The organism is Streptomyces sp. BE303, from assembly GCF_036290945.1.
GTDB lineage: Bacteria > Actinomycetota > Actinomycetes > Streptomycetales > Streptomycetaceae > Kitasatospora.
On record NZ_JAQYWZ010000593.1, the window covers coordinates 1 to 20,316 of the forward strand.

The window sequence follows — 20,316 nt, forward strand, 5'->3', positions numbered from 1 at the left end:
ATGGAGGTCTTCTTCGTCGGCGGGAACGGTTCGGTGCAGGACCGGTTCTGGTACGAGGGCGGCACGTGGCAGGGGTTCGAGCTGGCTCCCGCCGGTAGCGCCTCCACCCACACCGGTGTCGCTGCGGTCTCGCGGATTCCCGGCAGTATGGAGGTCTGGTTCGTCGGGCCCAACGGCTCGGTGCAGGACCGGTTCTGGTACGAGGGAAGTGCCTGGCAGGGGTTCGAGCTGGCCCCGCCCGGAAGTGCCTCCGTCACCAGCGGCATCGCGGCCGTCTCCCGGATCCCCGGGAGCATGGAGCTCTGGTTCGTCGGTGGCGACGCCTCCGTCCGGGACCACTTCTGGTACGACACGTCGAGCAGGAACTTCGACCAGGACGTCACCACCGACATCGCGATCGGAGGTTCGGCGCACGTCGTGATGCGCCAGGACGGCTTCTTCTCGTTCAGCACGCACGCGCACGACAGCGGCTTCGACAACATCGACTACACGATCAGCGCCGCCGTGATGACGCCGGACGGGACCGTGTTCACCTTCCAGCACTCCGGCCACACCGAGGGAACCGTCGCCGGCCTCCCCTTCGGCACGCCGGACCGCAACGACGACTTCACGTTCGTGGGCAACAACCCGCAGATCACCGAGAAGTGGGACGGCATCCTCAACGGCACCTTCAAGGCCGACCTGGATGCGACGGACACCCTCGCGGCCGGCGTCACGGGAGCCCTCGGCGACCTCGTGAAGGCGATCGTGTCCGCGGCGGGCAAGGCCGCGGCCGAGGCGGTCATCAAGCTCGTGTCCTGACCCCCGGACCGCCCCGACCTCAAGCGCCCCGAACCGCCGCGCCCCCGGGCCGGCCCGCCCCGAACCGCCCCGCTCCGAACCGTCGGCCCGGCTCCGTTCCCAGGAGCCGGGCCGGTACGCGGTGCCACCAGGGGTACCTGTGTCCCCCGACCCGGGTGGTGCCGCTCTGCCCGGCGCGCTCGTCGTGATTCCCGAGGGTGACCAAGGGGTCTGGCGGGAACGGGGGGAACGAACGAACGGGAACGGGCCCGGCGTGTTGCCGCGGGCCCGTTCCGTTCTCGCCCGGAGGCCGTACGTGTCCGGCGACGGCTGATCAGGGCCGCTGGACGGGGCGGTGGACGGTGAGGTCGCCGTAGGCCGGCAGGACGCCCGCCAGGTCGCCGGGCTTCTCCTTCAGGACGGTGTCGAGGAAGGCGAGGGTGGCTGCGGCGACGATGCGCGGGCTCTCGGTGCGGCCCAGGGAGCCGACGATCGCGGGCACGGGCGGCAGGTACAGGGGGCCGTCCATGAACGTGAGGTGCGCGGCGCCGGGGACGGTGAGCCGGTAGCTCGTCGCGGTGGCGGACCCGAGGGCCTCGGTGAGGCGGGGGAGGTAGCGCGAGTCGGTTCCGGGGGTGACGGCCTGGGTGAGTGCGAGCGCCGGCTGGGTGAGCGAGGGGGAGGTGGGGCCGTGGGGGTAGCCGTCGAGATCGACGACGGCGTCGAACCGGCGATCGTTCCGGGCCGCCTGCAGGGCGGCGGCGCCACCCATGGAGTGGCCGGTCACCGCGGCCCGGCCGGTGTCCAGACGTCCGTTCAGCGGGTCGGCGGTCTCACCCCGGTCCAGACCCTCCAACCGGGTGAGGACGAAGCCGAGGTCGGCGGTCCGGACCGCCGTCCAGCCGGCGGCCAGCTCCTCGTCCTTGTCCCGGTCGCCGCTGGAGGAGATCTCGGTGGTGATCGTCCGGCCGTCGGCGAGGACGACGGCGGAGGAGTCGTACGGGTGGTCGAGGGCGGCGACCACATAGCCGTGGCTGGCCAGTTCCTCCGCCCAGGCGGTGTTCTGGGTGCGTACGCCGCCCGACCCGGGAGAGAACAGCACGACGGGGAACCGTCCCCCCGTACCCTCGACGGGGGCGTCGACGACCGCATGGGTGCGGGCGCGCGGAACGCCGTCGATCAGGAAGCCCGGTAGGCCGACCCCGTGGGCGAGGGCGTCGGAGACGGTGCGCGCCTCCTGTTCCGTGCGTCCGAGGTACTGGGCGCGCTGCGTCCCTGCGGGGCTCTTCCGGGCGGGGTACCAGAGCTGGACCACGACGGTGCGCAGGTCGTCCGGATCGGCGGTGAAGGTCTCGGGGCGGCGCGGGTCGGTCCACTGCACCACGCGGGTGCCGACCGCGAAGTCGCCGGACGGTTCGGGGAACACGGGTACGGGGAAGGCCCAGGCGGCCACCGGGCCGCAGGAGATCAGACCGATGCAGACCGCCGATCCCGGCAACGCCAGCCACCAGCGGGCCCGCCACGCTGGCCTGGCGGTTCGGCGTCGTAGCAGGGGGGAGACGGCGAAGGGCAGCGCGAGGGCGGCGCCCGCCAGGACCGGCACTACCTGCCAGCGGATCCCCGCCGCACTCACGACCGTCGCGGACAGCAGGAGGAGCGCGCCCGCCGCGATCGTGACGCGTGGGCGGGCGGCGGGGGGTATCCAGCGCGCCACCACCAGGACGACGGCACTCAGTACGGCAAGGACTTCCGGAAGGGACATGTTCAGCCCCGGGATGATCTCGTTCACCCGGCCATACTCGGCGCCGGGCATGCGTCGCCACATCGCTCCCGGGTCGCCGCCGTGTGCGACCGGGGTCGCAATCCGCGGCGGGTCCGCGTGCCACCGGAGCAGCAGTCGAGCACGCCGGACGGGTGGCCGCTTTGCGACCCCGGGAGGTAACGGGACTCCTCCTGGGGTCGTACGTCGCCACGGCTCCCTCCGACGGTGGACTCATGTGCTCCGTGGGGCCGGCGGCCTACGGTGGCAGGGCTGCGGTACGTGCCGGGCAGCGCGAGGCGCACGTTCCCCGTGACCCGCCCCGATCCGGTGGTGCGCGCCGGCGGCCCCGGCCGGGGCCGCCCTTGATGCCGAATCGACAGGGACGTGTGATGACCGAGGTGGCTGCGGAACCCGGCAAGGCCCACCGGGTACGCCACCGGGACCGGGACCACACCCGTGACCGGGACCAGGTGCGGGACCGTGTACGGGTGCGGGACCGGGTGCCGGTGCGACGGGCGCGGGCAGGCTCCCGGCCCCCCGGGGACACCGGCCCGACCTCCGCACGAGCGGAGCGACCGGTGACGGCAGCCAGGCGCCGGGGCTCCCGGCTGCCGCCCACGGCATGGGACGCGCTGCTGCCGACGCTCCTCCTCCTCAACGTCGTCACCACCCGTGCGCCGCAGGAACTGCCGACCGACCTGGCCCTCACCGCCGCCCTCGCGCTGCCCCTGGTGTGGCGACGCCGGGCCCCGCTCACCGTGTTCGGCGCCGTGACGGCGGCAGCCTTCGTCCAACTGCTGGTGGACGTCCAACTGCCCGCCGACATCGCCCTGCTGGTGGCCCTCTACACGGCGGCCGCGCACACGGGCCGGCGCGGCACGCTTGTCGCCGCTGCCGTCGTGGAGGCAGGCGCCCTCCTGGCCTGCCTGCGCTGGGCCTCGGAAGGCGCGTTCCTCACCCCCTTCGTCGCGCTCACCGCGATGGCCGTCGCCGCCGCCGTCCTCGGGGTGAACGTGCGGACCTCGCGCGCCTTCCTCGCGGCTCTGGAGGAGCGGGCCGCACGCCTGGAGCAGGAACAGGAACAGCAGGCCCGGCTGGCCGTGGCCGAGGAACGGACCCGCATCACCCGGGAGATGCACGACATCGTCACCCACAACCTGTCCGTCATGGTCGCGCTCACCGACGCCGCCGTCTACGCGCAGCACCGGGCACCCGACAAGACCACCACCGCGATGCTCCAGGTCTCCGAGACGGGCCGCCAGGCCCTGACCGACATGCGGCGCTCGCTGGGCCTCCTGCGGACCGACGAACCGGACGCGGAGCGCCACCCGCTGCCGGGCATCGCCCAACTGGAGACCCTCGCGGACCAGATGTGCACAGCCGGGCTGCCGACCCGCCTCGAAGTCCGGGGCGGCCACACCCACATCCCCGCCACCGCCCAACTCGCCGTCTACCGCCTGGTACAGGAAGCCTTGACCAACGCCCTCAAGCACACCCCCACCGGCACCCACGCGACGGTCCGGATACAGTGCTCGGCCGAGACCGTCACCGTGGACGTCACGGACAGCGGTCCCGGCCGGCCGCCCCGCGCCGCGACACCCTCCGGCCACGGCATCCCCGGCATGCGCGAGCGTGCGACCGCCTACGGGGGGAGGCTGCGGGCCGGACCGCTCCCGGGCGGCGGCTGGGGAGTCCACACCCGTCTCCTCCTCGACAGCGGCGGAGCGGCGTCCGCATGACGATCCGCATCCTGATCGCCGACGACGAGGCGCTGCTCCGGATGGCCTTCGGCACGGTCCTGGAGGCCCAGCCCGACATGGCACCGGTCGGCGAGGCCGCGGACGGCCTCCAGGCCGTCCGCCTCGCCCGGGAACTGCGCCCCGACGTCGTCCTCATGGACGTCCGGATGCCCGGGACCGACGGGATCGAGGCGACCCGGCAGGTCATCGAGGTCTCCCCGCAGACCAGGGTGCTGATCCTCACCACCTTCGACCTGGACGAGTACGCCTTCGCCGGACTCAACGCGGGAGCCTCGGGCTTCCTGCTGAAGAACACCAGGCCCGAGGAGTTCCTCACCGCGATACGCAGCATCGCCGCAGGCGACGCGGTGGTCTCCCCGCGGATCACCCGACGCCTGCTGGAGAGCCTCCGCCCACACCTGCCCGACGGCGGCAGCACCGAGTGCGACGAGCGGCTGGACCGGCTGAGTGCCCGTGAACGCGAGGTGCTCGTCCAGGTGGGCCGCGGCCTGTCCAACACCGAGATCGCGGCCACCCTCCACCTCGCGGAGGCGACCGTGAAGTCCCATCTGGGGCGCATCCTGCACAAGCTCGAACTCCGCGACCGGATACAGGCCGTGGTCTTCGCCTACGAGAGCCGCCTCATCCACCCGGCGTGACACGGTTCACTCGGCGTGACCTCGGCACCGCAGCCCCGACGGCGGCGTCTTCGGCCCGTGGTGTCGGCCCGTGGTGACCGGGGGGCCCTGAAGTGCGGTGCACCGAACGGCGGCTGCGGATCGTGATCAAGGTCGTCCGGACGGGGTCTGCCGCGCCTGCCGGAGTCTGTCGGGGTCCTGCCGGGGATGATCGGCGCCGAGCGGCGTGGCCGTCCGCGTCCGGTGTCCCGGCCGTCGGCGCCGCCCGGCCTGCCGCGCCCCGCCCTGCGGCGGCCCCTACCCCCTGCGGGGCGACAACGCCCAAAGGGGTGATCCACGGCCCAATCCGCATGATTACCCACGATGGCTGCGAGTTGGACACTCAATCATGAACTCTGAAAAGCAAATCCATATCGGACATACTAATCGCATTCACCTGCACTGCCGGAAGCGGCGCCGAGTGGTTGTCAGATCCTTGCCAACTCGACTAGGTAATCGATGTGCAGGCGTGTACGATCCCTTCACGTCGGCTTCACCCGTGCCCAGAAAGTCCGGGGAGGAGCTGTCTTCATGGTCGTGTGGCATGTGCGAACCACTCCCGACACTCTCATTGCGATGCAGAGCAGGAAGGAATTCCTGATGCTGCATCCCTTTTTGATCCCGCAGCTGACAGCGGGATTCCCGGGAAAAGAGTTTGCATGTCGATCCGTCAAATATCCATCTCCTCGGCGGTTCGCGCGCTGCTGACCATTGCTCCTCCCTGCCCGCTCGCCACCGCACAGTTCGAGTCCGGAGCAGTGGATCCGCGGCAGGTGGAGGGCGCCGTGGGCGAGGCCGTGCAGCGGGAGGAATCGCAGATTCCGGACGAGGAGGCCGCCGAAGCCGCAGAACCCCGGGAACCGGCCGTGCTGACGGCACCGGATCTGATGGTGTGGGCACGGCGTGAGCGTGAGGAGGAGTTTGCTCGGCTCGCTCGCCGGCGTCACCCGGTACCGGGACCACGTCGTCGAGTCGCACAGGGACCTGTTGCCCGACGCCCGCCGCAACGGCAACCTGGCCGAGGTGGCCGATGCGCTGGAGGAGGCCGGCGTCGCGTACGGTCTGGTGCCCGGCCGGCGTCTGCGCCACCGACTGGCGATCGCGCCGGGTGACCGGGCGGCGGCGGTTCGCGCCCTGGCCGCGGCGTTCGCCGGCCAGGCGGTCTACGCCGACCTGCTGGAACACGGCCGTACGCTGGGCACCGTCCTGGCCGAGCAACTGCCCGGCGCCCTCACCGCGTTCGAGGTGCCTCCGGCCCCGCCCCGGGCAACTGCGGACACCCGGGACGGCTCCGCCCACACCGCATCCTCCGCCGGTGCCGACGAGGACGGCCGACAGGACGCGGACACGGATGCCGATGAGCAGTCGCCCCCGGACCGGGTGAAGGGCGTACGGGTCTACCGGCCCGCCGCCGTCGGCTCCCTGCTGTACGGTCCCGAGATCGGCTGCGACGTCGAGTTCTGGGACTCCGCAGCCCCCTCGCCGGGCGCGATCGCCTCGATCGGCGAGACCCCGTTCGGCTGGTGGGTGCCCTCCCTCGCGGCCACCGCCACCGCCACGGTGGCCGGCCGGACCTATCCACTGCTCGACGTCTTCGCCACCGCCCTGCCCGACCAGGTCGACTTCCCGGTCGACGCCGTGATCACCTGGGTGGACGACTCCGACCCCGCCTGGCAGGAACGCCGGGCCGCCGCACGAGCCCGACTGGCCCACACCGCCGCGCCCATCGCGCCGGAGGACGGCGTGGCCGCCAGCGGCATCGCGGGCGACGCCGACCAGCGCTTCCGCAACCGCGACGAACTCAGGTACTGCCTGCGCGCGCTCGCCTCCCACGCGCCGTGGATCCGCCGCATCTTCCTGGTCACCGACGACCAGGTCCCGCACTGGCTGGACACCGGCCGACCGGGCCTGACCGTCGTGTCGCACCGCGAACTGTTCTCCGGCACCGGCGCCGACGGGGTGTTCAACTCCCACGCCATCGAAACCCGGCTGCACCTCCTCCCCGAGCTCGCCGAGCACTTCCTCTACATCAACGACGACGTCTTCCTCGGCCGCGCCCTGGTCCCTGAGGACTTCTTCCTCGGCAACGGCATGCCGAGGTACTTCCCGGACAACCGGATCATCCCGCCCGGCGAAGCCGCACCGGACGACTCCGTCTACGCCGCCGCCCAGAAGAACACCCGGACGACCCTGGCCACCGCCGTGGGCAAGACCTACCCGCGCACCCTCAAGCACGCCCCGCACCCGCTGCTGCGCAGTGTGCTGGCAGAGAGCGCGGAGCGGTTCGCGGCCGAGCTGCACGACACCGTCCGCTCGGCGTTCCGGGCGGCCACCGACCTCGCCCCGGTCACCCTGGCGGTCCACTACGCCCATGCGACCGCCCGCACCGTGGAAGGACACCTCTACGACGGCTACTTCGTCACCGACAGCACCGAGGACCTCGCCGGGCTCGCACAGTTGCAGGAGGAACGCTGGGCGGACTACTTCTGCCTCGCGGACGGCACCCGGGACCTTCTGTCGCCGCAGGAACAGGACGCGGCCGTCACGGGCTTCCTCCAGGACTACTTCCCCGTTCCCTCGCCTTTCGAGGTGTCCGAACCGGCCCCCGCAACAGACAGATCGGGGCAGCCCGCACACCGAACCGCACCAGCATCCGTGTGACCTCGTACTCGCCCCGGCGGGGAGACCACCGGACGCCGAGGCGGCCCGGCATTCCGGATGGGGGGGCGGACCCGCGCCGACCCGGTACCGGCGGCCGGCGGCTTTCGCGCCTGACGACAATGCGATAATTCCCCCGGTCAACGCCCCGAGGGCGGACGCATCCGGCGTTTGCGGGGAACGGGGTACAGGGTGGGGCGGGTAACGACGGCTGCGGTGGCCCTGGTCGTCGCGGTGTCGCAGACGTGGACTGTCCCGCCCGCACCGTCCTCCGCACCGGACGGCGCGTCAGGGTCGCCGACCGCGCGCCCCGACGGTCGGCCGGCGACGGTCGTCCAGATCGTCGCGCATCAGGACGACGACCTGCTCTTCATGAATCCGGACCTGTCCAGCAGCATCCGGGCCGGCTTCGAGGTGACCACCGTCTACATCACCGGCGGCGCCGCCGGGGCCGGGGCGGCGTATGCCGCCCACCGGCAGGACGGCATCCGGCTCGCCTACGCTCGTATGGCGGGCGAGGCGGCCGGAACCGGGGCCGGCGGCTGCGCCGACGATCCGGGGGCGGCCTGCTGGGACCGGGAGGACTACCGGCCCGTGCCGGGCGGTCCGGTCGCCGAGCGCTTCACCCTGCGGGCCGACCGGTCGTTGCAGCTCGTCTTCCTCAGCCTCCCCGAGTACGCGGATTCGGCCTACCTGGGCGGGAACGCCCTGCGCCGGTTGTGGGAGAGTCGGGACAGCGCCGAGCCCGCCGAGACGACGACGCTGGACATGGACGGGCCCGCCACCCTGTGGCCGCAGGCCTACAACGGTGCGCGGCTCATCGACGTCCTGCGGGCCGTGCTGGTCGACCAGGACCCCACGCTGGTGCGGGTGCAGGATCCGGCGCCGGATCCGACGCTCTGGAACCACCACGCGGAGCACGACCACCCGGACCACATCTCCGCCGCGTGGTTCGCGGACGCGGCCGTCGCGGCCTACACGGCGACCGGACGCAGGGGGGTGGTGGTCGAGCACTACCGCGACTACAACACCTGGTCCTCCCCGGCCGTCCTCCCTTTCACGGAGACCGCCACCAAGCAGGCCACCTTCCGTACCTACACCGAGCGGGACGCCAACATCCCCACCGGGGCGGCCTTCGCCGTGAGCCCGTACGCGAGTTGGCAATCCAGACAGTACCTGCGCTACCCGCGCTCCACCCAGGCGGTGGCCGCCGACCGCACGGGCGCGCTGCACGCCTTCGCGGTGGAGAGCGGCTCGCTCCACGAGTGGGCCGAGGACGCGGACAAGACGTGGCAGGGCCCGGTCGTGGACGGCGGCCCCGGGGGGCCGCTGGCGGCCGGTGTGACGGTGGCCCGCCGCCAGGACGGCGGGCTGGAGGTGTTCGGCCAGCGCTCGGACACCGGCGAGATCGTCTCCTGTGTGCAGGGTCCCGCCGGCGGGTGGGTCTGGCACAGCCACGGCAGCCCCGACGTCGTCGCGGGCCCGCAGACCTCCAAGCTCGCCAATCGCGCCCTCCAGGTGAGCGTGCCCGTCGTGACCGCCGACGGCGACGGACGGCTGCAGATGTTCGTCCGCAACCGGAGCGGCGGCATCAGCACCAAGGGACAGACCGCACCGAACGGGGCATGGAGCAACTGGGCCGAGCTCGGGGGGACCGGAGTGCAGGGCGCACCCACGGCCGTGACCACCCACGACGGTCGGATCGAGGTGTTCGCCGTCACCGTGAAAGCCGCCTCGCGCCCGAGGGTGCTGCACTGGTCCCAGCCCGAGCCCGACGGTGCCCTGGTCCTCGACCGCGACTTCCCCGACATCGCCCCGGTCGGCGGCATCAGCGCGGCCACGACGTCCGGAGGTCGACTGGCGCTGTACTACCGGCAGGTCTCGGGTACCGACCCGGTGCCCGGGCGGAACGCGTACTCCTACACGATGAGCCTCGTCCAGGCCGCCCCGGACGGTCGGTGGACGCCCGGGGCCGGGCCGGTCGGCAACGGACCCGATCACGGCGGCACCGGTGAACCGGCCGTCGTGTCCCCGGGCGCCACGACCGAGCGGCGAACGGTGGTGGCCGTGCGCAACAGGAACGGCGGGCTCAGCGTCAACCGCCAGGGCACCGACGGCCGGTTCGGTGACTGGACCGACCTCGGCGGCTTCGTCATCGGCGTGCCGGCCGCGGGCATCGACCGCGACGGCCTCACGGACCTGGTGGTGCTCGGCCCGGACGGCCGTCTCCACCACAACCGGCAGCGGACGGACGGCTCGTTCGGCGCGTGGAGCAGCGTCGGAGATCCCTGATCTCCCTACGGTCGTCCCAGCCGGTCGACCCCGGGCGGGAGAAAGCTGTACCGCCCGGGGGGCGCGGCTATTTCTCTGCGGCCCGGCGTTGGGCGGCGGCGAGTACCAGGGCGGCCGTGCAGGCGAGCAGTGCTGCCACGATCACGGCCGCCCAGCCGCGTCGGAAGCCGTCCAGCGCGGCCTGTGGCCCGTCGGGGGTGCCGATCAGGCTGACCGTCAGCGCTACGCCCACCACCGCGCCGATCTGCCGGGCCATCGTGGTGATCGCCGAGCCGGTGGCGAAGCGGGTGGGCGGCAGCGCCGCCGCGGCGGAGCCGACGAGGGTGGGCAGGGTCAGCCCCACGCCCAGGCCGGTGAGCAGCAGTCCGGGCAGCAGTTCGGTGGTGTAGCCGGGCCGGACTCCGATGGTGGCGGTCCACCAGCCGATGCCTGCGGCGAAGAGCAGGGTGCCGAGCGCGGCCAGCCGTCCGGGGCCGAGCCTGCGTACCAGCGCGGCGCTGCCCAGCGCGACCGGCGGTACCAGCAGCGGTCCGGGGGCGATGGCGAGGCCGGTGCGCAGCGCCGAGTACGCCCAGACCTGCTGGCACCACAGGACCGAGGTGAGCAGCATGCCGGCGAAGGCGAGGGTGAACAGCAGCGCTGCGGTGTTGGCGGCGGCGAAGCTGGGCACGCGCAGCAGGGGCAGTTCGATGATGGGGGCGTGGTGGTGCGCCGAGCGGCGCAGGAACCAGCCGGTCAGCAGGGCGGCTGCGAGCAGGCTGCCCAGGACTCGGGGTGAGCCCCAGCCCCACTCGTCGCCCTTGACCAGGGCCACGGCGAGGGTGGCGATGGCGGCGGTGAGCAGTCCGGCGCCGAACAGGTCAGGCAGTGGTCCGTCCTCCTTGCCGCGCAGCCCGGGCAGTACGCGGGCCCCTGCGGCGACGGCGGCGATGCCGACCGGGACGTTGGCGAGGAATATCCAGCGCCAGTCGGTCTCGACCAGCAGTCCGCCGAGGACCGGTCCGAGTCCGGCGGCGATCCCGCCGATCGAGGCCCAGGCCCGGACGGCGCCGGGGCGTTCGGCCGGGGGAGTGGCATCCAGCAGCAGCGCCAGTGAGGTCGGCATCAGCGCGGCCGCGCCCGCCGCCTGGACCACCCGGGCGGCGTCGAGCCAACCGACGGACGGGGCGAGCGCGCAGAGCGCGGAGGCGATGGTGAAGACGGTCAGTCCGGCGAGGAACACCGTCCGGTGGCCGATGCGGTCCGCCAGCCGTCCGGCGGGGACCAGCAGCGCGGCGAAGACGATGGCGTAGCCGTTCAGCACCCAGGACAGGGTGGCCAGGCTGCTGCCGTGGAAGTGCTGCTGCATCGCCGGGACGGCGACGTTGACGATGAACAGGTCGAGGTTCGAGACGAAGACCGCGGCGGCGACCACCAGGAACGCGGCTCGGCGGTGGGGCCGGTCCCGGTCGGTCGGTGCGCCTACTGGGTTTGATATTCCAACTATGTCCACGGGGCGGAACGCTAGCGGTAGTGGGTTTGAATCCGCAACCTAGGTGGCAGGCCGGTGGAGTGGTCCCGCTCCGTCGCAGCCGCACGGGCTGCGAGGTCGCGTACGTCCGCGGTCCACGGGGGGCCGGAGCCGCGAACCCGTCGGTGCGGAAGGCGGAGAGTCCTCCTCGTGATCGCGCACACGTGAAGTGCGGTGGCCTCCGTCGGAGGCGGGGCCGGACCGACGGAGATTCCCGGCGACACGGCGTCTCGATTGGTCTAGGGTCCGATGCGAAAGCAGATCTTCCTCTGCGGTGATCGTGGTCTGGTGTGAGAAGGGATGCGGCGGCCCGGCAATGACGTATGAGCCGAAGGCCTGGTACGGCGCCAGAACCTTCTATCGATGGCCGACTTCGGAGAACCGGCCCTACGAGGAACGTGTCGTGCTGTTCCGGGCGCGGTCGCTCGACGAGGCGGTCGAACTGGCCGAGCGGGAATCGGCCGAGTACGCAGGGGAGGGCGGCTTCGAAGTCCTCGACATGGTGCAGGTCTACCGGATCTGCGACGGCGACGAGGAGGTGGGCGCAGGTACGGAAGTGTTCTCCGTGCTGCATGCACTCGACCTTCCGGCGCACGAATTCCTCGACCGCTACGACTCGGGACCGGCACACACTCGAATCTGTGAGTGATGTTCTTCCCGGTGTTCGGTCCGGTAGCAGGTGAGCTCGTCTCCTCGGCCGGTCCGGGCGAGTTCGAGGACGTCGTGCGGCCGAGGAACGCCGGGGCGTCGAGGCCGGGCTCCGGTCACCGTGCCCCGGCCTGTCGGACCGACGTGGCAGGATCTGTGCCGGAACACCCCGACAGCCCGACAGCCCGACCGAGAGCGAAGCGCGCCCCGTGAACCCCGTCTCCGAGCAGTACCGGCCCGCCATGTCCTGGGACCGCTTCTGGCAGCTCGTCGAACGGCTCGGGGTGGCCGAGGGCGGCCGCGTGAACTGCGCCGACCTGGACGACGCCTGCGAGGACCTCGCCGCCGTCCTTGCCGAGGAGCCGGTCGAGCAGATCCTCGGCTTCGGCGAGCGCATCGCGGAGGCGCTCTTCACCCTCGACCGCGCGGAGTTCGGCACCCTCCCGGTCCTCGGCATGACCGAGCCGGGCGGTTCCCCCTTCCCCCAGTCCGACGACGGCTTCCTCTACTCGCGTGCCGCCGTCGTCGCCGCCGGCCGCCGCACCTACGAGAGCGTCCTCGGCCACCCCGAGCGTTTCGCCCCCTTCACCGACCTGCACGCCGAGGCCGTCCTCTGCATCCACGAGGAGGCGTACGAGCAGGCCACCGGCGAGCAGTGCGGGCACGTGACCTTCCACGACTACGAGACCTGCTCGAACGAAGCCGGCTGGCCTATGGTGTTCGCATGACAGCAACGGGCGCCGGCGCCACTCCGGCCGGCTCTGCCGGCATGCACGGAACGACCTGCCCGCGTTGTGAGGAGGCGGCGGACGTCAGCGTGTTCCGGGAGAACCGCAGGCCGGTCGCCCGGGGCAGGGGTGTTGTCCGGTTCCTGGCCGCGGTGGTCCTCGCGGTCATGGGCGTCGAACTCCTTCTCCGGGGAAACCCGAACGCCGCGGCTGCCGCTCTCGCCGCGTCCGCCCTGTCGGCGGGCTGGTGCGCGAAGGCCCTCGCAGTGATCCGTTCCCGGGAGTCGGTCGCGGTTCTGCAGTGTCACCACTGCTCGCTGCGCGCGTCCCTCGGCAGTTGGCCCGGCCCGAACCGGGTGGCCCGGGGGTAGCGACGCCCTGTCCGACGGGGAACCACCCTGCCCCCTCGGGTAGTTGGACAGGCCGACCCGGTCGGTCGCCGGCCGCGACGGCGTCCCGGACGTCCCGGCCCCGAGGCAGCGGAGATGCACCCCGGACGAGGTCCGGCGGACACCGGCGCCGTCCGAAGTGCCGTGGAACGGGCGGTTGGAACGGACGGCTGGAACGGGACCGGGCCGGGCGTGCGCGGGGGTCAGAGGAACCGGCGGATGGGTTGGACGGCCAGTTCGCGGGCCCGCTGCAGGACGGGCCGCCTCTTCCACCGGCCGGCGCTGATCGGCTCGCTCAGCGCGACGTCCTCCTCGAAGTGCTGGTCGAGGAGCGCGGTGAACCGCGCGTCGAGGACGGCGAGCATGACCTCCTCGTCGTGGTCGAGGGAGCGGCGGTTGAAGTTGGTCGACCCGATCAGCGAGGCCACGCGGTCGACGGTGATGACCTTGGCGTGCATCATCGTCGGCTGGTACTGGTAGATCTTCACGCCGCAGGCGGTCAGGGCCTCGTAGTGGTGCTGGCCGGCCAGCTGGCAGACCCGCTTGTCGGTGAACGGTCCCGGCAGCAGGATCTCCACCTCCACTCCGCGGCGGGCAGTGGCGCAGAGCAGCTCGATGAAGTAGGTGTCGGGGGAGAAGTACGCGGTGCAGAGCCGGAAGCGTTCCTCGGCGGATTCCAGCATGACCCGCATCAGGGTCTGCATGTCCTGCCAGCCGAAGCTGGCCGAGCCGCGTACGACCTGCACGATCGCGTCGCCCTGCGGGCGGTGGTCGATGAACCGGTCGCGCTCGTCGAAGAGCTCGTCGTGGCACTCCGCCCAGTTCTGTGCGAACGCCGCAGCGAGACCGTCCACGGCAGGCCCGCGGACCTCCACGTGCGTGTCGCGCCACTCGTGCTCGTTGCGCGCGTTGCCGCACCACTCCTCGGCGATTCCCACCCCGCCGGTGAACGCGCTCTCCTCGTCGACGACGAGGACCTTGCGGTGGCAGCGGTGGTTCTGCTTGAGCGGCGATAGGTACAGCGGCTTGCGGAACCAGGCCACCTGTACGCCGGCCCGCTCCATCGCGCCGAGCTGATCCGCCTCGATCAGCCGGCTGCCGAAGCCGTCCAGCAGCAGCCGCACCCGCACGCCGGCCCGGGCCCGCTCGGCGAGCGCCTGGGCGAAGTCACGGGCGATGTCGCCCTTCCAGTACACGAACGTCATCATGTCCACCGTGTGCCGGGCACGGCGGATCCCGGCCAGCATGGCGGCGAAGATCTCGTCCCCGTTGCGCAACGGCGTCAGTGCGTTGCCCTCGGTCGCCGCGATCCCGATCAGGCGCTCCAGGCGCCGGCGTATCCGCGCCGTAGGCTCCTCGGCGGACGGCAGGCCCGGGGCTCCGAGAACCCTCGAATCCGGTTCGGGCGGTTCCTGTGTACTGATCATGACATCCTCTGGCCCGGACGAGAAGGAAACGGTCGGCGGTAGCCGCGCCCGGTTCGGCGCGGGCCGAACGGCGGGGCTGAACGGCTAGGCGACTGTACCCGGCGACCCGGCCCGGAGCCCCGTCCGGACCGCGGACGTGGTGGCGGGCCCCGGCCTTGGGTCTGGTCGGGGCCCGCCACCACGATGTGTCTCGTGGGACGTTCAGTGCTTGAAGGCGTCCTTGAGGTGCTCGCCGGCCTGCTTGGCGTCGCTCTTGGCCTGGTCGGTCCTGCCCTCGTTCTCCAGGCGCTTGTTGCCGGTCAGCTTGCCGACGCCTTCCTTGATCGCGCCCTTGGCCTTCTCGCCGGTGTTCTCGATCTTGTCGCCGGTGCTCATCGTGATCTCCTCGACGTGGTGGTTCGGTGCTGACGTGGGGTCGTCTGCCCTCGTCGGGCGGAAAGATTCCCAGGAATATGAGCTGTTCGGCGGGGCAGCCGGTCCTCCGACACTGACTACGGAGGTCGACTCATGGTTCCGCTTCTCCTCGTCCTGCTGCTGGCTCTGCTCCTGTTCGGGGCGGGGTTCGCGGTGAAGATCCTCTGGTGGGTGGCCGTCGTCGTCCTGGTGCTCTGGCTGGTCGGGTTCGTCGCCCGCGGCACGCACTCCTCCGGCCGCCGTCACCGCTGGTACCGCTGGTGACCGGTAGGAACATCCGCATCCAGGGAGGGGGTGGGACCCGACGCGCGAGCGTCGGGTCCCACCCCCTCCCTCGGATGTGACCCCTGCGTCGCCGGCCGGACGACCGGACGGCGGGGCGGGGCGGGGCACTCGCTGGGCCCTGAACCAGCGCGACCTCCACGACCCGTCCCGCCGTCCCGACCCCACCGCTCGGCGGCCCGCAGCCCGGGGAGAGACGGGTTCGGTCCGAATGATCGCCGTGGAAGGGTTGGTGCTGCGATACCGGGGAACAAGGGCCGGGTAGGCCGGAGCGGGGCTGTCGCCCCAGGAAGAGGTGACCTGATGGACCTGATGTGCGTCGAGGTCCAAGCCCTCCACTCCGCCTCGTCCGTCGCCGGTGCGCGCGAGCGCGCGCGCAGATTCCTCGGGAGCCTTGTGCCGGTGCCCGCTCCCGGGGCTGCGGAGAGCGTGGTCCTCGTTGTCTCGGAGCTCGTCACCAACGCCCTGCGCCACGGCGGCGGCACGTTCACCCTGGAACTGACCGCCTACACGGACAGCGTCGAAGTGGCCGTGCACGATCACAGCCCGCAGGCCCCGCGCATGCGCACCCCCGACCTCGACGACGGCACCGGCGGATTCGGCTGGCCCATGGTCAACCGCCTCGCCCGAACCACCGCCGTCACCCACCGGGACGCCGGTGGCAAGACCGTCAGCGCCCTGCTCACCCGTTGACGGCCCCGGGCCTCCGTGACGGACCCGGGCCCTCCGTGACGGCCCGGGGCCGCTGCGCCGGTGACGACGCGCGATGTCGCCCCGCCGCCTGGCGGCGATTCCGCAGGCCCCCGGAACGGGCGGCGGGCAGCACGGGCGCATCCAGAACCTGTTGGTGTTCACCGAGCGCCGTCCGAACCCGTGATCCCGGCGGGATCGTGGCGGACGTCCCTTGTCCGGGGCAATGGTCTGGTCCAGACTGATCATGGCCGAGGTCTCCCGCGGTAGCGGCCGCGCGCGTCCTTCGCCTGCCGCCGTCCGGGGGACGGTGGTGTGTGGCCGGCGGGTGAGGGGATGTCATGTCGGAGAGGGTGACGGCCACCGGGCCGGCCCTGGACGGTCCGTCGGGCGAGCCGGGTCCGTACGGTCCGAGGCTCCGCTCGTTCCGCAGACGCGCCGGGCTCAGCCAGGAGGACGCCGCTTCGAGGGCCGGGATCAGTACGCGGGCACTGCGCGACATCGAACACGGCCGGGTCCAGCGGCCGCAGGCGCGTACCCTCCAGCGGTTGGCGGAGGTGCTGGGGCTGACCGACCGCGAGCTGGACGGGCTGTCTGCCGCCGCCGGCGACGCCGCGCCGCGCGGAGCCCTCCGGCCGCGCCTGCTGATCCTCGGCCCGCTCGACCTCCGGCGCGGCCGGGTCACCGTCCCGGTCACCAGCCCGATGCTGCGCCGGCTGCTCGGACTGCTCGCCCTCAAACACCCCGAGCCGGCCACCCAGCAGGAGATCACCGACACGCTCTGGCCGTCCGGGCCGCCCGGGTCCCGGCAGAGCCTGGTGCACACCTACGTCAGCCAGGTGCGCCACCTCCTGGAACCGGACGGCCACCGCGCCGTACCGCGGCCCGCCGTCGTCCGCACGCCGACCGGCTACCGGCTGGAGGACTCCCGGAGCCGGATCGACCTCGGCGCGTTCGACGAGCTGGTCGACCGGGCGCAGCGCGTCCACCGCGGGCCGGAGCGGGAGACCGGGTACGAGCTGCTGGCACAGGCGCTGCGGTGCTGGCGCGGCCCGGTCCTCGCGGACGCGGACCTGGTGCTGCGCCAGCACCCGGCCGCGGTCGCGGCCAATGAACGGCGGGTGGCGGCGGCGCTGTCGCACGCGGACACCGCGATGTTGCTGGGGCGCGCGGGGGAGGCCGTCCCGGTGCTGGGGGATCTGGTGCACGCCGAGCCGTTGCACGAGGGCCTGCACGCCCGGCTGATCCTCGCCCTGGCCGGCAGCGGGGAGCAGGCCGCCGCGCTCCGGGTGTTCGACCGCCTGCGGGCCCGGTTGGACGAGGAATTGGGGGTCGGGCCCGGCGCGGAGGTCCGTGACGCCCATCTGCGGGTGCTGCGCCGCCAACTGCCGCCCGACCACCGGCACCCCGGGCTCCCTGGCCCCCCTCCCCGCCCCGAGCGCCCCGAGGGTGTCGAGGGTGTCGAGCTCCCCGGGCAGCTCGGGGTACCCGGGGACGCCGTCGTGGCCGGCCTCCGGACACCGCCGGTCCCGCACCCCGCACCCGCCCAACTGCCCGCCAGAACCGGGCCCCACATCGGGCGGCAGCGGCAGATCCTGGACCTGGACGCCCTCGTCGACCCCGACCCGGCCCGCCGTCCCCAGATGGTGGCCGTGGTCGGCGCGCCCGGCGTCGGCAAGTCCGCCCTCGCCATCCACTGGGCGCACACCCGGCGCGAGCACTTCCCGGACGGCCAGCTCTACGTGGACCTGCGCGGACGCTCCCGGCTCCCGACGCTGCGGCCGGGCGACGTCCTCGCACAGTTCCTCCGGGCCCTCGGTACCCCGCCGCACCGGCTGCCCCCGGACGAGGACGAGGCCGCGGCGCTGTACCGCACCCTGCTCGCCGACCGGCGGATGCTGGTCCTGCTGGACGACGCGCGCGACGCCGAGCAGGTCAGGCCGCTGATCCCGGGTGCCCAGGGCAGCGCGGTGGTGATCACCAGCCGCAGCCGGCTCGCCGGGCTGGTCGCGAGCGACGGTGCCCGCCGGCTCGCCCTGGACGTGCTCGACCCCGATGAGGGCCGTCGGCTGCTCGGCGGCACCATCGGCGACTGCAACGTCGCGGCCGAGGAGGAGGCCGCCCGCGAGCTGGTGCGGGTGTGCGGCGGCCTGCCGCTGGCCATCCGGATCGCGGGCGCCAACCTGGTGGCCCGCAACGCCACGATCGCCGACCAGTACGCCGAGTTGGCGGGCGACGACATGCTCAGCCGGCTCCACGTCGAAGGCGACCGGAGCTCGGCCGTACGAGCCGCCTTCGACCTCTCCTACAGCGCCCTCCCGGCGCCGGTCCGGCGGATGTTCCGGCTGCTCAGCCTCATGCCGGGACCGGACCTCACCGTGGACGGCGCCGCCGCGCTGGCGGACGCCGCCCCGGCCGAATCGGCCGGACTGCTGGTCGCCCTGGCCGACGCCCACCTGGTGCAGGAACGGGCGGCCGGCCGTTTCGGGCTGCACGACCTGCTGCGCTCCTACGCCCGCGAGCTGGTCGGCAAGGAGGAGGCACACACGGCCCGCCAGCGGCTGTTCGACTGGTACCTCGACCACACCGACGCCGCGGCCCGGCTGCTCTACCCCGCCGAGCCGGCCGCGGGCCCGTCCGCCCCCACGGCCTTCCCGGCGGCGCCGCCGACCCCGGTCACCCCGTCTGTGCCCGCCCTCGCCCCGGTCCCCGCGTCCGGACCCGTCGCCGCCCCGGCCATCTCGGACCACGGTCAGGCCGCGCACTGGCTGGACAGCGAGCGGGAGAACCTGGCCGGCGCCGTCCTGGAGGCGTCCGGCGCGGGATTCACCGCCGTCGCCTGGCGGTTGGCCGAGAGCCTCCACGGCTACCTCTCGGCGGGGATGTACACGGGCGACTGCCTCAAGGTCGCCACCGCCAGCCTGTTCGCCGCCGTCGCCGACGGTGAGGTCCGGGCCCAGGCCGCCGCCCAGCTGCGGCGCGCCGAGTGCCACGGGGTGCTCGCCGACAACGAGCGGGCGATGGAACTGGTCGGCCGGGCACTGGAACTCGCCCGGCAGTCCGGTTGGCTCGACGGCGAGGCGCTCGCCCTGCGCCGCATCGGCGCCGCCCACCACGACAACGGCGCCGTCCTGGCGGCGTACGAGCACCTCGTGCAGGCCCGTGCGCTCGGCGGGCGCGACAGCGGACCCGGGGTCGCCGAAGAGCTCGCCGATCTCGGGCAGGTCTGCTGGAAGCTCGGCCGGCTCGACGAGGCCGCCGGGCACTTCGCGCACGCCGCCCGGCTGCTCCGGGCGTCCGGATCGGTCGGCGAGGAGGCGGTCGCCCGGACGGCCCTGGCCGTCGTCCACCGCGCACTGGGGCGTCCGGGCGAGGCGGTCCGGGTGCTCGGCGAGACCCTTCCGGTCCACCTGAAGCACGGTCACAGGCACGGTGAGAGCGCGGCGCTGAGCTGCCTCGCGGGCGCCTACACCGACCTGGGCGACCACTCCACCGGACGGCTGCTGGCCCACACCGCGCTCGCCGCCGCCCAGGCCCTGGCGGACCGGGCGCCGGAGGCCGACGCCCTCCTCGCACTGGCCTGCGTGCAGGAGCGCGCCCACGACTTCGCCGACGCGGCCGGCAGCTACCGGGAGTCGCTCCGCCTCGCCCGGGCCGCGAACGACGGCTTCCGGCAGACCGCCGCCCTCGTCGGGCTCGCCACGGCCCAGGCGTACCTGGAACCGGAGGCCGCCCTGGAGACTGCGGAACGCGCCGTCGCGCTCGGCCGTGCCTGCGGGTTCCGGATGCTCCAGGGCAGCGCGCTCACCGTCCTGGCGTGCTTACGGGTGCGGCTCGGCGAGCCGCGGACCGCCCTGGAGCACGGCCACGAGGCGCTCGCCCTGCACCGTGCGACCGGGCACCGCCCGGGCGAGGCGCGCGCCCGGCTGGTGCTCGGCCGGGCGCGGTCGGTGCTCGGCGAGCCGGGCGGCGCGGTCGGGCACTGGCGCGAGGCGCTGAGGCTCTCCCGGGCGACGGGCGCGGCCCGGATCCGCTGAGTACAGGCAGGACGGGTCCGCCGGGCGTGGGGCGGCTGTTGTCGGTGGCCCGGCGGCAGGAGGACCGGTTGCGGCAGTTCCCGTAGTTCTGCCGGTGGGGCCGGTCCTGACCGCTGCCGTCCGGCAGAACCACAGGTCGGCGGGGGTGCGGCCGTTCTGTTCCGGGCGGTCCGCAGGGCCGCGGTCCTCTGGCCGGGATGCAGGTGCCTGACCAGGCGGGCTCCGTACGGTGGTCGCACCGCAGGGCCGTTCCCGCGCCGTCGGACGATTTCCGCCCCCGAGC

At 73.1% G+C, this 20,316-nt stretch carries 14 protein-coding genes and 1 pseudogene; 11 read left to right on the top strand and 4 right to left on the bottom strand.

The window, feature by feature from the left end; all coding sequences use genetic code 11:
- Window positions 1–801: pseudogene (locus PUR56_RS12985) on the top strand (hypothetical protein); the annotation flags it as partial.
- Between the two features lie 313 nt (window positions 802–1,114).
- Here PUR56_RS12985 and PUR56_RS12990 read toward each other — a convergent pair.
- Window positions 1,115–2,605, bottom strand: coding sequence for an alpha/beta hydrolase family protein (locus tag PUR56_RS12990; protein WP_329949010.1), 1,491 nt, complete (start codon window positions 2,603–2,605; stop codon window positions 1,115–1,117).
- Window positions 2,606–3,120: 515 nt separating this feature from the next.
- Between PUR56_RS12990 and PUR56_RS12995 the strand changes: the two genes are divergently transcribed.
- From PUR56_RS12995 to PUR56_RS13010, 4 genes are all read left to right on the top strand, one after another.
- Entirely contained in the window at window positions 3,121–4,281 is a 1,161-nt protein-coding gene (locus PUR56_RS12995) for a sensor histidine kinase (protein WP_329949011.1), read from the top strand.
- Window positions 4,278–4,940 carry a response regulator transcription factor gene (locus PUR56_RS13000; protein ID WP_329949012.1) on the top strand — a complete coding sequence of 221 codons (663 nt, stop codon included), beginning with the start codon at window positions 4,278–4,280 and terminating at the stop codon, window positions 4,938–4,940. The genes PUR56_RS12995 and PUR56_RS13000 overlap by 4 nt, the downstream gene beginning before the upstream one ends.
- Before the next feature lie 927 nt (window positions 4,941–5,867).
- Complete coding sequence (locus tag PUR56_RS13005; RefSeq protein ID WP_329949013.1) at window positions 5,868–7,619, top strand: stealth family protein; 1,752 nt, start codon at window positions 5,868–5,870, stop codon at window positions 7,617–7,619.
- A 213-nt stretch (window positions 7,620–7,832) separates the two neighbouring features.
- Window positions 7,833–9,908, top strand: coding sequence for a PIG-L family deacetylase (locus PUR56_RS13010; RefSeq protein WP_329949014.1), 2,076 nt, complete (start codon window positions 7,833–7,835; stop codon window positions 9,906–9,908).
- 67 nt (window positions 9,909–9,975) lie between these two features.
- Here PUR56_RS13010 and PUR56_RS13015 read toward each other — a convergent pair whose 3' ends face one another.
- Complete coding sequence (locus PUR56_RS13015; RefSeq protein WP_329949015.1) at window positions 9,976–11,322, bottom strand: MFS transporter; 1,347 nt, start codon at window positions 11,320–11,322, stop codon at window positions 9,976–9,978.
- Between the two features lie 370 nt (window positions 11,323–11,692).
- Here PUR56_RS13015 and PUR56_RS13020 point away from each other — a divergent pair, with 370 nt between their 5' ends.
- The 3 genes from PUR56_RS13020 (at window position 11,693) to PUR56_RS13030 (ending at window position 13,165) form a co-directional block, all read left to right on the top strand.
- Window positions 11,693–12,067 carry a hypothetical protein gene (locus tag PUR56_RS13020; RefSeq protein WP_329875134.1) on the top strand — a complete coding sequence of 125 codons (375 nt, stop codon included), beginning with the start codon at window positions 11,693–11,695 and terminating at the stop codon, window positions 12,065–12,067.
- 208 nt (window positions 12,068–12,275) lie between these two features.
- Window positions 12,276–12,794, top strand: coding sequence for a DUF4240 domain-containing protein (locus PUR56_RS13025; RefSeq protein WP_329949016.1), 519 nt, complete (start codon window positions 12,276–12,278; stop codon window positions 12,792–12,794).
- Window positions 12,791–13,165 carry a hypothetical protein gene (locus PUR56_RS13030; protein WP_329875138.1) on the top strand — a complete coding sequence of 125 codons (375 nt, stop codon included), beginning with the start codon at window positions 12,791–12,793 and terminating at the stop codon, window positions 13,163–13,165. Before PUR56_RS13025 ends, PUR56_RS13030 begins: the two co-directional genes overlap by 4 nt.
- A 221-nt stretch (window positions 13,166–13,386) precedes the next feature.
- Here the strand turns inward: PUR56_RS13030 and PUR56_RS13035 are convergent, their stop codons facing one another.
- Both PUR56_RS13035 and PUR56_RS13040 read right to left on the bottom strand, forming a co-directional pair.
- Window positions 13,387–14,610, bottom strand: a complete 1,224-nt coding sequence (locus PUR56_RS13035; protein WP_329949017.1) for a phospholipase D-like domain-containing protein — start codon at window positions 14,608–14,610, stop codon at window positions 13,387–13,389.
- Between the two features lie 201 nt (window positions 14,611–14,811).
- Window positions 14,812–14,985, bottom strand: coding sequence for a CsbD family protein (locus PUR56_RS13040; RefSeq protein ID WP_329949018.1), 174 nt, complete (start codon window positions 14,983–14,985; stop codon window positions 14,812–14,814).
- A 132-nt stretch (window positions 14,986–15,117) separates the two neighbouring features.
- On the opposite strand from PUR56_RS13040, the gene PUR56_RS13045 reads away from it, so the two are divergent.
- The 3 genes from PUR56_RS13045 (at window position 15,118) to PUR56_RS13055 (ending at window position 20,033) form a co-directional block, all read left to right on the top strand.
- Window positions 15,118–15,288 (top strand): hydrophobic protein, encoded by a 171-nt coding sequence (locus PUR56_RS13045; RefSeq protein ID WP_191293723.1) that lies wholly within the window; start codon window positions 15,118–15,120, stop codon window positions 15,286–15,288.
- A gap of 321 nt (window positions 15,289–15,609) precedes the next feature.
- Window positions 15,610–15,999 (top strand): ATP-binding protein, encoded by a 390-nt coding sequence (locus PUR56_RS13050; protein ID WP_329879748.1) that lies wholly within the window; start codon window positions 15,610–15,612, stop codon window positions 15,997–15,999.
- A 338-nt stretch (window positions 16,000–16,337) separates the two neighbouring features.
- Window positions 16,338–20,033 (top strand): BTAD domain-containing putative transcriptional regulator, encoded by a 3,696-nt coding sequence (locus PUR56_RS13055; RefSeq protein ID WP_329949019.1) that lies wholly within the window; start codon window positions 16,338–16,340, stop codon window positions 20,031–20,033.
- Window positions 20,034–20,316 lie beyond the last annotated feature (283 nt).

What these genes read in the sequence shown, in the direction of transcription:
- PUR56_RS13000 (WP_329949012.1), top strand. Translation starts at nt 4,278, where the DNA reads ATGACGATCCGCATCCTGATCGCCGACGACGAGGCGCTGCTCCGGATG.
- PUR56_RS13045 (WP_191293723.1), top strand. Translation starts at nt 15,118, where the DNA reads ATGGTTCCGCTTCTCCTCGTCCTGCTGCTGGCTCTGCTCCTGTTCGGG.
- PUR56_RS13035 (WP_329949017.1), bottom strand. Translation starts at nt 14,610, where the DNA reads ATGATCAGTACACAGGAACCGCCCGAACCGGATTCGAGGGTTCTCGGA.
- PUR56_RS13055 (WP_329949019.1), top strand. Translation starts at nt 16,338, where the DNA reads ATGTCGGAGAGGGTGACGGCCACCGGGCCGGCCCTGGACGGTCCGTCG.
- PUR56_RS13050 (WP_329879748.1), top strand. Translation starts at nt 15,610, where the DNA reads ATGGACCTGATGTGCGTCGAGGTCCAAGCCCTCCACTCCGCCTCGTCC.
- PUR56_RS12990 (WP_329949010.1), bottom strand. Translation starts at nt 2,605, where the DNA reads ATGTGGCGACGCATGCCCGGCGCCGAGTATGGCCGGGTGAACGAGATC.
- PUR56_RS13030 (WP_329875138.1), top strand. Translation starts at nt 12,791, where the DNA reads ATGACAGCAACGGGCGCCGGCGCCACTCCGGCCGGCTCTGCCGGCATG.
- PUR56_RS13040 (WP_329949018.1), bottom strand. Translation starts at nt 14,985, where the DNA reads ATGAGCACCGGCGACAAGATCGAGAACACCGGCGAGAAGGCCAAGGGC.